At 57.7% G+C, this 12,443-nt stretch carries 12 protein-coding genes; all 12 read left to right on the top strand.

Annotated elements, in window-relative coordinates; genetic code table 11:
• Positions 1–844 (top strand): tRNA lysidine(34) synthetase TilS (tilS, locus tag C772_RS16225; protein ID WP_152419794.1); only part of this gene is annotated, 844 nt, incomplete at its 5' end.
• Positions 841–1,383 (top strand): hypoxanthine phosphoribosyltransferase, encoded by a 543-nt coding sequence (gene hpt, locus C772_RS15820; RefSeq protein ID WP_008301585.1) that lies wholly within the window; start codon positions 841–843, stop codon positions 1,381–1,383. The genes tilS and hpt, both read left to right, overlap by 4 nt.
• Before the next feature lie 149 nt (positions 1,384–1,532).
• A complete protein-coding gene (gene ftsH, locus C772_RS15815; protein WP_008301583.1) occupies positions 1,533–3,530 on the top strand; it encodes an ATP-dependent zinc metalloprotease FtsH in 1,998 nt (665 codons plus the stop codon).
• 103 nt (positions 3,531–3,633) lie between these two features.
• Entirely contained in the window at positions 3,634–4,398 is a 765-nt protein-coding gene (locus C772_RS15810; RefSeq protein ID WP_008301581.1) for a type III pantothenate kinase, read from the top strand.
• 18 nt (positions 4,399–4,416) lie between these two features.
• Positions 4,417–5,304, top strand: coding sequence for an Hsp33 family molecular chaperone HslO (gene hslO / locus C772_RS15805; protein ID WP_008301579.1), 888 nt, complete (start codon positions 4,417–4,419; stop codon positions 5,302–5,304).
• The gene (locus tag C772_RS15800; protein WP_008301578.1) at positions 5,285–6,214 is read left to right on the top strand and encodes a peptidyl-prolyl cis-trans isomerase; all 930 of its coding nucleotides are present in this window, start codon (positions 5,285–5,287) and stop codon (positions 6,212–6,214) included. The genes hslO and C772_RS15800 overlap by 20 nt, the downstream gene beginning before the upstream one ends.
• A 370-nt stretch (positions 6,215–6,584) precedes the next feature.
• Complete coding sequence (gene cysK / locus C772_RS15795; RefSeq protein ID WP_008301575.1) at positions 6,585–7,508, top strand: cysteine synthase A; 924 nt, start codon at positions 6,585–6,587, stop codon at positions 7,506–7,508.
• A gap of 147 nt (positions 7,509–7,655) precedes the next feature.
• Positions 7,656–8,510 carry a dihydropteroate synthase gene (gene folP / locus C772_RS15790; protein ID WP_008301573.1) on the top strand — a complete coding sequence of 285 codons (855 nt, stop codon included), beginning with the start codon at positions 7,656–7,658 and terminating at the stop codon, positions 8,508–8,510.
• Positions 8,510–8,878 (top strand): dihydroneopterin aldolase, encoded by a 369-nt coding sequence (folB, locus tag C772_RS15785; RefSeq protein ID WP_008301571.1) that lies wholly within the window; start codon positions 8,510–8,512, stop codon positions 8,876–8,878. Before folP ends, folB begins: the two co-directional genes overlap by 1 nt.
• Positions 8,875–9,390 carry a 2-amino-4-hydroxy-6-hydroxymethyldihydropteridine diphosphokinase gene (gene folK, locus C772_RS15780; protein WP_008301569.1) on the top strand — a complete coding sequence of 172 codons (516 nt, stop codon included), beginning with the start codon at positions 8,875–8,877 and terminating at the stop codon, positions 9,388–9,390. Before folB ends, folK begins: the two co-directional genes overlap by 4 nt.
• Positions 9,391–9,446: 56 nt before the next feature.
• Positions 9,447–10,463, top strand: coding sequence for a tRNA dihydrouridine synthase DusB (dusB, locus tag C772_RS15775; RefSeq protein WP_008301566.1), 1,017 nt, complete (start codon positions 9,447–9,449; stop codon positions 10,461–10,463).
• Positions 10,464–10,618: 155 nt separating this feature from the next.
• Complete coding sequence (lysS, locus tag C772_RS15770; RefSeq protein WP_008301564.1) at positions 10,619–12,109, top strand: lysine--tRNA ligase; 1,491 nt, start codon at positions 10,619–10,621, stop codon at positions 12,107–12,109.
• The last annotated feature ends 334 nt before the right edge of the window (positions 12,110–12,443 follow it).

Below are 12,443 nucleotides of genomic sequence, written 5' to 3'. Positions count from 1 at the left end.
CCGGTTCCGCCAGCGCATCGTTCCGCTGATCCGGGAGGAATACCCCGGGGCGGCACGCCATGTCGCCGAGTGGGACCTGGCCAGGAGGGCGGACGGGGCCTACCTCGAAGGGCAGGCCAGGGAAGTGTGGAAGGAGATCTCGGAACCCTTCCCCGGGGGCGGGCTGGCTGTAATGACAGAAGCCTTCTCCCGCGTGCCCTCCGCTTTACAAAGGCGTATGATTCCCATACTATTAGACTATCTATACTTTTCGGATCGGCATCCCTCCGGCGCGCGCCTGGAATCGCTGATCCTCAGCCAGCTGACGCGCACGGAAGGGAGCGGTTCGGTCGATCTCCCGGACGGTTTCCGGCTGGAGCGGGAATACGGAAGGGCCGTGTTCCGGAAAGCCGGGAAGGAAGCTCATGGTACGGCCGGGGAGACGCCGCTGCCGGCCGGCCGCTGGGTGACGGCGGGATCCGGGATCCGGCTGTTCTGGTCGGACCGGGAATCGGTTCCGGAGCCGGAACCCGCACCCGGCCGGGAGGTGCTGTATTTCGGGGAGGAAGCGGCCAGGCCGCCGCTCTCGGTGCGCCCGCCGCGTGCGGGTGACCGGATCCTCCTTCCGAACATGGCCGAACCGAAGAAAGTGTCACGGATCTTCATCGACGGCAAGATACCGCGGGGCATGAGGGCTTCGTGGCCTGTCGTCACCGCAGCGGACGGACGCGTTGTCGCGGTCCCGGGCGCCCGGTACGGCAGGGGATTCACCCGGGACGGCCGCACGGGCGGCCCGTACATATTCATCGTGGAGCAAGCGCAGGATCCAAGCCGCGCGGACCACGCACAGGAGGAAACCACATGATTGGAAACGATATTGAACAGATTCTTATTTCGGAGGAGGAGCTCCAGGAGAAAATCGCCGAGCTCGGGGCGGCGCTCACAAAAGAGTACGAAGGAAAGTTCCCGCTCGCAATCGGTGTGCTGAAGGGCGCGCTTCCGTTCATGAGCGACCTGATCAAGCGATTTGACGGTTATATCGAGATCGACTTCATGGACGTCTCCAGCTACGGCAATGCGACCGTATCTTCAGGCGAAGTAAAGATCGTCAAGGACCTGAACACAAGCGTCGAGGGGCGTGACGTGCTGATCATCGAGGACATCATCGACAGCGGCAAGACGCTCAGCTACCTGATCGACCTTCTCAAGTACAGGAAGGCGAACTCCATCAAGATCGTCACACTGCTCGACAAGCCGACCGGCCGCAAGGTGGACCTGAAGGCGGATATGGTCGGGTTTGAAGTTCCGGATGCATTCGTCGTCGGCTATGGCCTCGACTACGCGGAAAAGTACCGGAACCTCCCGTACATCGGCGTCCTGAAAAAAGAGATTTACTCGTTCTGACGTACGGTTAAGCAAGAAGCAAATTGCCGGTAGAGGGTTTTGGATCGTGTTCCGCGGACCATTTCCAGCCAAAGCCTTTTCTTTTGGCGGCGGTGGGGTCCTATGATAAGATTTACTATAGTTTTCTTTTAATGGTGAGGAGGTCCGGGATGAACCGAATATTAAGGTATACCATCTTGTACGGCCTGATTTTCCTCGTAATCATGGGGATCTTTGGTTCGTTCAATAACCCGAATACACAAACGAAAAATCTGACGTATAACGAGTTCCTGACGGCTCTGTCCGAAGGGGACATCAATGAGGCGACCATCCAGCCAAACCAGCTGGTGTACGAGGTCCGGGGGACGATGAATGACGCCAAGGAAGGCGAAACCTTCATCGTCAACATCCCGCCGGACAACGAGCAGCTCATGAATGAGATCGACCGCGTGGCGGACCAGTCCGACACCAAGATCACCTTCCTGCCTGCACCTCAATCAAGCGGCTGGGTCCAGTTCCTGACAGGGCTCATTCCGTTCATCATCATCATCATCCTCTTCTTCTTCCTGCTGAACCAGGCACAGGGCGGCGGCAACCGGGTCATGAACTTCGGCAAGAGCAAAGCCAAGCTGTATAGCGAAGAGAAGAAAAAGGTCACCTTCAACGACGTGGCCGGCGCCGATGAAGAAAAAGCGGAACTGGTCGAGGTCGTCGACTTCCTGAAGGACCCTTCCAAGTTCGACAGCATCGGTGCGCGCATCCCTAAAGGGATTCTCCTTGTCGGGCCTCCGGGTACCGGTAAGACACTCCTCGCCCGTGCGGTTGCCGGGGAAGCCGGTGTGCCGTTCTTCTCGATCTCCGGTTCGGACTTTGTTGAGATGTTCGTCGGTGTCGGCGCATCCCGAGTGCGGGACCTTTTCGAAAACGCGAAGAAAAATGCGCCTTGTATCATCTTTATCGATGAGATTGACGCAGTCGGTCGCCAGCGCGGCGCCGGCCTCGGCGGCCATGATGAGCGCGAGCAGACGCTGAACCAGCTCCTCGTTGAAATGGACGGCTTCGGCGAAAACGAAGGCATCATCATCATCGCCGCGACAAACCGTCCGGATATTCTCGACCCGGCGCTTCTCCGTCCGGGACGTTTCGACCGCCAGATCACGGTCGGCCGTCCGGATGTGAAGGGACGCGAAGCGGTCCTGAAAGTGCACGCCCGCAACAAGCCGCTTGCGGACTCTGTTGACCTGAAGGCCATTGCTGCCCGCACGCCGGGCTTCTCCGGTGCGGATCTTGAAAACCTCCTCAACGAGGCGGCCCTTGTCGCGGCACGCCGCAACAAGAAAAAGATCGACATGACCGACATCGACGAAGCGACGGACCGCGTCATTGCGGGACCGGCCAAGAAGAGCCGTGTCATTTCTGAGAAGGAACGCAAAATCGTCGCATTCCACGAAGCCGGCCACGTGGTCATCGGCCTGACGCTCGACGAAGCGGAAATGGTCCACAAAGTGACCATCGTCCCTCGCGGCCAGGCCGGCGGGTATGCGGTCATGCTTCCTAAAGAGGACCGCTACTTCATGACGAAGCCTGAACTCCTTGACAAGGTATCCGGACTCCTCGGCGGCCGTGCCGCGGAAGACATTGTCTTCGGCGAAGTCTCGACCGGCGCGCACAATGACTTCCAGCGCGCAACAGGCATTGTCCGCCAGATGGTCACCGAGTACGGCATGAGTGACAAGCTCGGCCCGATGCAGTACGGACAGAGCCAGGGCGGCAACGTCTTCCTCGGCCGGGACATCGGATCGGAGCAGAACTACTCCGACAAGATCGCCTACGAGATCGACCAGGAAATGATGGATATGATCAAAGAGCAGTACGCACGTACGAAGAAGATCCTGACCGAGCGCCGCGGGCTGCTTGATCTCATTGCGAACACGCTTCTCGAGAAAGAGACGCTCGACGCCCGGGACATCAAGCACCTCGAAGAGCACGGCAGACTTCCGGAGCCGCTTGACGAACAGGGGCAGGAGCCGGAAGCCGAAGCGACGCCGGATTCGACCGGCGCGCCGTACGATCCTTCATCGGGTGACCTCCCGCAGGAAGACGGCTCCAACACTGAGACACCTCAGGGACCGATCCGCGAAGACCGGAAGGGACCAGGAATCGAATAAGCCAGTCAGACCGGCGTCCCATTTTGGGGGCGCCGGCTTTTTATGCCGGCAGCGGTTGTGATATGATGTTACGGACACTCGAATGAATAAGTGAGGAATGGCCATGATTCTGGTAATGGATACCGGGAATACAAATATTGTCCTTGGTGTATACAAAGGTGACGAGCTTAAATACCAATGGCGGATGGGCACCGACCGCCGGAAGACGGAAGACGAGTTCGGCATGCAGGTGAAGTCGCTGTTCACCCATGCGGGCCTTGACATGGATGCGGTCGAGGGCATCATCATCTCGTCCGTCGTGCCGCCGATCATGTTCGCGCTTGAGCATATGTGCGAGAAGTACTTTGGCCTGACACCGCTCGTCGTCGGGCCCGGGGTCAAGACAGGCCTGAACATCAAATACGAAAATCCGCGCGAGGTCGGCGCCGACCGGATCGTCAATGCGGTCGCCGGCATCCATGAGTACGGCATCCCGCTCATCATCGTCGATTTCGGAACAGCGACAACCTTCTGCTACATCAATGACAAAAAGGAATACATGGGCGGCGTCATCGCACCGGGAATCGGCATATCGACCGAAGCACTGTTCGAGCGCGCTTCCAAGCTGCCGCGTGTGGAACTCGTCCGTCCGGAAAGCGTCCTCGGAAAAAACACGGTCGCAGCTATGCAGGCCGGGATCGTCTACGGCTATGTCGGCCAGGTGGAGGGCCTGATCGTCCGCATCAAGGAAATGGCGGGCACAGATCCGAAAGTCATCGCAACAGGCGGACTAGCACCGCTGATCGCCAGCGAAACAGATGCCATCGACACCGTCGATAGCCATCTGACGCTCAAGGGACTCAAGATGATTTACGACCGCAACCAATGAATGAAGGAGATGGATCATATGTCTGATTACATCGTGAAAGGCCTGGCTTTTGAAGGAACGATCCGCGTCATGGGCGCGCGGACTACGGAGACCGCGGCCGAAGCGCAGCGCCGCCACCAGGCCTGGCCGACAGCGACTGCCGCGCTCGGCCGGACACTGACAGGTACGGTCATGCTCGGCTCGATGCTGAAAGGTGACGGCAAGCTGACCGTCAAAATCGAAGGGGGCGGCCCCGCGGGTGCCATCCTGGCTGACGCTGATGCGAACGGCCATGTCCGCGGATATATTTCGGATCCGTATGTTCACTTTGACCTGAACAGCCAGGGCAAGCTTGACGTCCGCCGCGCTGTCGGGACGGAAGGGATGTTTTCCGTCGTGAAGGATTTGGGTCTCCGCGACCACTTTACGGGGCAAGTGCCGATCGTTTCCGGCGAGATCGCCGAAGACTTTACACAGTACCTGACCGTTTCCGAGCAGGTCCCGTCCGCAGTCGCACTCGGAGTTCTCGTGAATCCCGATAATACCGTCAAGGCGGCCGGCGGCTTCATCATTCAGGTCATGCCGGGGGCATCCGACGAAACGATCACCCTCCTCGAGGAGCAGATCACGAAAGCCCGTCCCGTATCCCGGCAGATTGAAGACGGCCTGACACCCGAAGAGATTCTGCAGGAAGTGCTCGGCACAGAGAATGTCCGGTTTATCGACACGATGCCGGTCTCATTCGAATGCGACTGCTCCAAGGAGCGGTTCGGCAACGCAATCAAAGGGCTTGGCAACCAGGAAATCCGCGAGATGATCGAAGAAGACCACGGAGCCGAGGCGCAGTGCCACTTCTGCCTTGAGAAATACCAGTTCTCCGAAGACGAGCTGAGAGGATTTCTGACCGATGAGAAGGACAAGAACTGAGCCGGAACAGCCGGTACGCAAACGCCGCCTGAAGACAAAGCCGGTGCTTGCCGTCCTCGGGATCCTTCTGGCGGGCAACCTGCTCTGGTTCACGCTCTGGATGACAAAGGACGGCGGCAGTGTGAAATCCGCGGGCACCGGGGAACAGGTGGCATCTGTCGGGAAGGAGACCGTCACGCACGAGGAGTGGGTGGCGGCCATGGAAGAGCGTGTCGGCCGCGAGGCGCTCCGTGAGCTCGTCAACCAGAAAGTGATGGAGGCGGCCGCGGAGGAATACGGCATCAAAGTCACTGATGACGAAATTGATCTGGAGATCGCCATGCTGCGTGCAGGCGGCGAAGGAACCGGTGAGCTGACGGGCGAGCCCCTCCGCAGGCAGGTGAAGTCCCGGCTAATTCTCGAAAAGGTGCTGACGAAAGATGTCATCATCGAGGACGAGGCGGTCGAAGACTATTACAGGAAAAACGAGTCGCTGTATGATGTAAAGCCGTCGTACAGGACGGCGGCCATTATCCTGCAGGACCAGTCGGAGGCCGAAAAGGCGCTCGGTGAACTGGAAAGCGGGTCATCGTTTGAAGCGCTGGCACGCGAACGGTCAATCGACCGCGTTTCCGGGAGCCTCGGCGGAGAACTCGGCTATATCAGCGAGTCTTCGGAAAACGTCGATCCGGCGATCGTCAAGGCGGTCAGCGGCATGAAGGCCGGTGAAACCGCCGGCCCGATCGCACTGGCTGACGGGACGGTCGCACTCGTAAAAGTCACAGACGCCGCCGAAGGCCGCCTGTTTAAGTACAAGGAAGTCAAAGACCAGATCCGCCGGGAACTCGCCATCGAGCAGCTCCCGCAGTCCGTCACCCCTGAAGCATTCTGGGAAGAATTCGGGGCGGAATGGATTTACGGCAAAGAATAAGCAAGTTTAAAAGCATGCCTGCGGGCGTGCTTTTTACGTTTCAAAATGAATCATTATTAAACAGAGAGTGTGGGGGTGGATTCGTTTTCCTTGATACTATGGGCGGATTGGAGCGGAGGGTCCGAGACTCCTCGAAAATGTTTCGCATTTCCTTCGTGCGAGGCGAATTCGAGGAAGTTTCTCTGTCCTGCGGGGAAAGTGTTAGCCGAAGACCCCGCCAGCGGAAATCCCGAGGATATTCAGTAAAAGAATCAATATGCAGGAATTAAGGAGCAAAATGTGGAATCGTACTGATTGACACCTTTGCGCATACATTGATATCATGTAGGAAATAAAGCCTATTGGAATGATAGGGATTGGAGTGATCGGGATGAAAACGCGAGTAGGAAATTCGATTACAGATCTCATCCATCAGACTCCGCTCGTCAAGGTAAACCGCCTGACGGGGGAAAATGATGCAGACATCTATCTGAAGCTGGAGTACTTCAACCCGGGCAGCAGCGTCAAGGACCGGATTGCGCTTGCGATGGTCGAGCAGGCAGAAAAAGAAGGCAAGCTGAAGGAAGGCGGCACCATTATCGAGCCGACCAGCGGAAACACGGGGATCGGCCTTGCCATGGTCGCTGCGGCCAAAGGCTATAAGACGGTCATCGTCATGCCGGACACGATGAGCATGGAGCGGCGGAACCTTCTCCGCGCGTATGGTGCGGAACTCGTGCTCACGCCGGGAGCGGACGGCATGAAAGGCGCCATCGCCAAAGCGAATGAACTGGCCGAACAAAATGGCTGGTTCCTTCCCCAGCAGTTCGAAAACTTCTCAAACCCGGAAGTCCACCGCCTGACGACAGGTCCGGAAATCGCGGATTCCCTTGACCAGGTCGATGCATTCATCTCCGGCATCGGCACAGGCGGAACCATCACCGGTGCGGGCGGCGTCCTGAAAGAACGCTTCCCTGAAGTGAAGATCATCGCGGTTGAGCCGGAAAAGTCCCCGGTCCTTTCCGGCGGCCAGTCCGGCCCGCACAAAATCCAGGGGATTGGTGCCGGTTTCGTTCCAAAGGTTCTCGACACAGATATTTATGACGAAATCATTCAGGTATCCGATGAGGATGCTTATGACACGGCACGCAAGGCCGCACGGCAGGAAGGCATCCTCGGCGGCGTCTCTTCCGGCGCAGCCATCTACGCAGCGCTTGAAACGGCGAAAAAGCTCGGCAAAGGCAAGACAGTCGTTGCCATCCTTCCGTCCAACGGCGAGCGCTACCTGAGCACACCGCTCTACCAGTTCGACTGATCAACATGGTAAATTCCGAAAAGGGGGCCCCGGCCCTCTTTTTCTTTTGCGCGTTTTCCCGGCTTCTCTATGGAAAAACACCACCGGTCCGCTGTAAGATGAGGGGAAGAGCGGCAGGGAGCCGCAGTAAACTGGAGGTATGGCAGCATGAGCTTAAACGGCAGCGACGGCCGCTATCAGATCGGCGGCGCGTCCATGGACTTCAATAAAGAAACGGTGGTCATGGGCATCCTGAATGTGACGCCCGACTCTTTTTCTGACGGGGGGCGCCACAACGGGACAGAAGACGCGGTCCGAAAGGCGCTTCAGATGAGGGATGAAGGGGCGAAGATCATTGACATCGGCGGAGAGTCGACGAGGCCCGGGCATACCGTTATCTCGGTGGATGAGGAACTGTCCCGGATCGTCCCGGTGATTGAACGGCTAAAGGACGAGGAAGGCATCTGCCTGTCGGTCGACACGTACAAGGCGGAAGTGGCCGAGGGTGCGCTCGATGCGGGTGCACATATCATCAACGATATCTGGGGAGCCAAGCGGGAGCCGGACATCGCCAGACTTGCCGCTGACCGGGACGTGCCGATCATCCTCATGCACAACCGGGAAGAGGCGGATTACAATGATTTCTGGCCGGACGCCAAGGCGGATCTGGAAGAAAGCATCAGAATCGCAAAAGGTGCCGGCATCAGCGACCGAAACATCTGGCTGGACCCGGGGATCGGCTTCGCCAAGTCGACAAATGAAAACATCCTCATGATGCAGCATCTGGACGATCTTGTCGCGATGGGCTACCCTGTGCTGCTCGCCACATCCCGCAAGCGCATGATCGGCAACATCCTGGACCTTCCGGTGGATGAACGGATGGAAGGCACGGGTGCGACGGTCTGCTACGGAGTCGGCAAGGGCTGCCATATGGTGCGCGTCCATGACGTGAAGGAAATCACCCGCATGACAAGGATGATGGACGTGCTGACGGGCAAGTCGGCATACAAAGGAGACTTGTGATGGATTACATTCACCTGCATGAGATGCAGTTCTACGGCTACCACGGCGCACTGCCGGAAGAAACGAAGATCGGCCAGCGGTTCACGGTCTCGCTTTCCCTTGCCGTCAGCCTGGAAGAAGCGGGAGTCACGGATGACCTGGACAAGACCGTGAACTACGCGGAGGCGTATGCGGTCGTGAAGGAGATCGTGGAAGGCGAGCCCGTGAAGCTGATCGAGGCTGTCGCGGAGCGGATCGCTTCGGCAATCCTCACGGGCTTCGGGGACAAGGTCGAAGGATGCCGGGTGCGCGTCATCAAGCCCGACCCTCCGATCCCGGGCCATTACCGTGCGGTCGAAGTGGATATTACCAGAGGGCGGTTCTCATGAACACAGCCTATCTGTCCGCCGGTTCCAATATGGGGGACCGCGAGGCTTACCTGCGCGAAGCGGCTGTCAGGCTAAACAGCCTTCCCGGCACGGAACTGGACCGCCTTTCTTCCATCTATGAGACCGATCCGGTCGGGTTTGAGGACCAGGCGCCGTTTCTCAATATGGTATTCCGGCTCAGAACTTCGCTCCCGGCGGAGGAGCTCCTGGATGCGTGCCTCGGGATCGAGGCGGAGATCGGCCGAGTGAGGACGGTGCGCTGGGGGCCGAGGGTGTGTGACCTTGACATTCTGCTGTTCAATGATGAAAATATGGAAACGGAGAAACTGATCGTCCCTCATCCGCGCATGCATGAGCGGGCGTTCGTTCTCGTGCCGCTCCTTGAGACGGATCCGGGAATTCTGGCTACGCTCAAGAAACGCTTCCCGGATTTTCCCGGAGTCGACCTCGAGGACGGGATCCGGCTTTATAAAACGATTCAAGGACCGGCCGCTTTCCTGGAGGGTGAGTGATCCGGTTTCCTATACAGCAGTTTGCCCCGAATCCGGGCAAGGCAGGAGGAAATGAAATGAACCAAACACGCAAGCCGTTCAAGATCGGGGACATCACGATGGACAACCGTGTGGTCCTCGCTCCGATGGCGGGCGTCTGCAACTCCGCGTTCCGGCTGACGGTCAAGGAGTTCGGCGCGGGTCTCGTATATGCCGAGATGATCAGCGACAAGGGCATCAACCAGCGGAATGAGAAGACGATGGAGATGCTGTACATCGATGAGCGCGAATATCCGCTTTCGCTTCAGATTTTCGGCGGCGACAAGGAAAACCTCGTCGAGGCGGCCAGGTATGTCGACAAGTATTCCAATGCCGACATCATCGATATCAATATGGGCTGCCCGGTCAATAAGATCATCCGGTGCGAGGCGGGGGCCAAGTGGCTGCTCGACCCGGACAAGATTCACGAAATGGTATCCGCAGTCGTGAGTGCCGTGGACAAGCCGGTCAGCGTCAAGATGCGCATCGGCTGGGATGAAGACCATCTCTATGGAGTCGAAAATGCCAAAGCCGTCGAAGCGGCAGGCGGAGCGGCCATTGCCGTCCATGGCCGCACGCGCGTGCAATTGTACGAAGGCAAGGCAAACTGGAGCTGGATCCGCAAGATGAAGGAAGCGGTGAATATTCCGGTGATCGGCAACGGCGACGTCGAGACGCCGCAGGATGCCGGGCGCATGCTGGATGAGACGGGCGTCGACGGCGTCATGATCGGCCGCGCGGCCCTCGGCGACCCATGGATGATCTACCGTACGGTCAAGTACCTCGAAACCGGGGAGCTGATCGGGATGCCGTCGGTGAAGGAGAAGATCGACGTCTGCCTGTTGCACTTCGACCGCCTTGTGAACCTGAAGGGCGAATACGTCGCGGTGCGCGAGATGCGCAAGCATGCATCATGGTACCTGAAGGGCATCCGGGCAAATGCGGGGATCCGCAAGGGGATCAACCAGGCGGAGACAGGGGACGAGCTGAAGACGCTTCTTCTCGGCTTTGCGAAGGAAATGGAAAGCGAACCGGCTGCCGCAAGCGCCGTCTGATGGAATGGGGCTGCCACTTTTGTGGCGGCTTTTCTATTGAGGAAACGCCGGGAGGCTTCTTTCGGGGTAAATATATGTGAAGAAACAGCATGGATTGTGTACAATGAACGCATGACTGTAAACCCTGTGTACGGACTGACAAAGGAGAGGAAAGCATGTCGCACCTGGACGAATTAAATGACCAGCTCGTGGTCAGACGCGAGAAAATGACGGAGATAAGGGAAAAGGGACTGGATCCGTTCGGTTCCCGCTTTGAGCGGACACACCTCACTTCCTGTATTAAAGAAGACTTCGGGGAGAAAACAAAAGAGGAACTGGAAGCAGAGTCGCATGAAGTGTCGATTGCAGGACGGATCATGACCAAGCGCGGCAAGGGCAAGGCCGGATTTGCGCATGTCCAGGACCTGGACGGGCAGATCCAGATCTATGTCCGCAAAGACGACATCGGCGAGGATGCCTATGAGCTGTTCACGGGAGCGGACCTCGGTGATATCATCGGCGTGACCGGCACCGTGTTCAGGACGAAGGTAGGCGAACTGTCCGTCCGGGCAAACAGTTTCACGTTCCTGACAAAGGCACTCCGGCCGCTGCCGGACAAGTTCCATGGACTGAAGGACGTCGAACAGCGCTACCGCCAGCGCTACCTGGACCTGATCACTTCAGAGGAAAGCAAAGAGACCTTCATTATCCGAAGCAAGATCATCCGCTCGATCCGCCACTACCTGGACGGCCAGGGCTATCTGGAAGTCGAGACCCCGATGCTCCACAGCATCGCCGGCGGTGCGGCGGCCCGTCCGTTCATTACCCACCACAATGCACTCGACATGGAACTCTATATGAGGATCGCGATTGAGCTGCACCTGAAGCGCCTGATCGTCGGCGGACTGGAAAAGGTTTATGAGATCGGACGTGTCTTCCGCAATGAAGGCATCTCGACACGCCACAACCCGGAATTCACGATGCTCGAGCTGTACGAGGCGTATGCCGACTACAGAGACATCATGGAACTGACGGAGAATATCATCTCCAATGCCGCTCAGGAAGTGCTCGGCACGACGAAAGTGACCTACGCCGGTGAAGAGATCGATCTGTCTCCGGGCTGGAAACGGGTCCACATGGCCGACATTGTCAAGGAGTATACGGGCGTCGACTTCTGGAAGCAGATGACGCAGGAAGAGGCCCACGCACTTGCGAAAGAGCATGGCGTCGAAGTGAAGCCGACGATGGAAGTCGGCCACATCCTGAATGAGTTCTTTGAGCAGAAGGTCGAGGAAGAGCTTGTCCAGCCGACATTCGTTTACGGACATCCTGTCGAGATTTCCCCGCTGGCGAAAAAAAACCCGGATGACGAGCGGTTCACAGACCGCTTCGAACTGTTTATCGTGCGCCGGGAGCACGCAAACGCATTTACGGAACTGAACGACCCGATCGACCAGCGCGAGCGCTTCGAGGCGCAGATGGTCGAGAAGGAGCAGGGCAACGATGAGGCGCATGAGATGGATGACGACTTCATCGAAGCGCTCGAGTACGGCATGCCGCCGACAGGCGGACTCGGCATCGGCATCGACCGGCTGATCATGCTGCTGACCGACTCCCCGTCGATCCGCGACGTCCTGCTGTTCCCGCAGATGCGCAAGAAAGACTGAGTGGTTTGCGCCTGTTTTCCCTCTGTGGGAAGACAGGCGTTTTTTATATTGTCCGGGAAGAGGAAGGTGTACTGAATTGCCCGGTGAAATGAAAGATTCCGACTATGATTTTTGGGCTTGCGCAGTTCATTTTGCGGTGGTATAGTTATCAACGTTGCGTTTCCGATACGGACACCGCAGCAAACGAAACAAATTAAGTTTTAAAAAGTTGTTGACTTACATTGCGCAGCGTGTTATATTAGTAAGGTCGCTGTCAAACAACGACAACAACACCATGAACCTTGAAAACTGAACAGCAAAACGCTGATGAAATGAGTTTCCGGAACCCGGCCCC

The organism is Bhargavaea cecembensis DSE10 (assembly GCF_000348905.1).
Taxonomy (GTDB): domain Bacteria; phylum Bacillota; class Bacilli; order Bacillales_A; family Planococcaceae; genus Bhargavaea; species Bhargavaea cecembensis.
This window is presented reverse-complemented; position numbering and strand designations above follow the sequence as displayed.

Bases quoted from the DNA above. Each gene is read 5' to 3' on its own strand.
- hpt (WP_008301585.1), top strand. From the start codon at position 841: ATGATTGGAAACGATATTGAACAGATTCTTATTTCGGAGGAGGAGCTC.
- ftsH (WP_008301583.1), top strand. From the start codon at position 1,533: ATGAACCGAATATTAAGGTATACCATCTTGTACGGCCTGATTTTCCTC.
- C772_RS15810 (WP_008301581.1), top strand. From the start codon at position 3,634: ATGATTCTGGTAATGGATACCGGGAATACAAATATTGTCCTTGGTGTA.
- hslO (WP_008301579.1), top strand. From the start codon at position 4,417: ATGTCTGATTACATCGTGAAAGGCCTGGCTTTTGAAGGAACGATCCGC.
- C772_RS15800 (WP_008301578.1), top strand. From the start codon at position 5,285: ATGAGAAGGACAAGAACTGAGCCGGAACAGCCGGTACGCAAACGCCGC.
- cysK (WP_008301575.1), top strand. From the start codon at position 6,585: ATGAAAACGCGAGTAGGAAATTCGATTACAGATCTCATCCATCAGACT.
- folP (WP_008301573.1), top strand. From the start codon at position 7,656: ATGAGCTTAAACGGCAGCGACGGCCGCTATCAGATCGGCGGCGCGTCC.
- folB (WP_008301571.1), top strand. From the start codon at position 8,510: ATGGATTACATTCACCTGCATGAGATGCAGTTCTACGGCTACCACGGC.
- folK (WP_008301569.1), top strand. From the start codon at position 8,875: ATGAACACAGCCTATCTGTCCGCCGGTTCCAATATGGGGGACCGCGAG.
- dusB (WP_008301566.1), top strand. From the start codon at position 9,447: ATGAACCAAACACGCAAGCCGTTCAAGATCGGGGACATCACGATGGAC.
- lysS (WP_008301564.1), top strand. From the start codon at position 10,619: ATGTCGCACCTGGACGAATTAAATGACCAGCTCGTGGTCAGACGCGAG.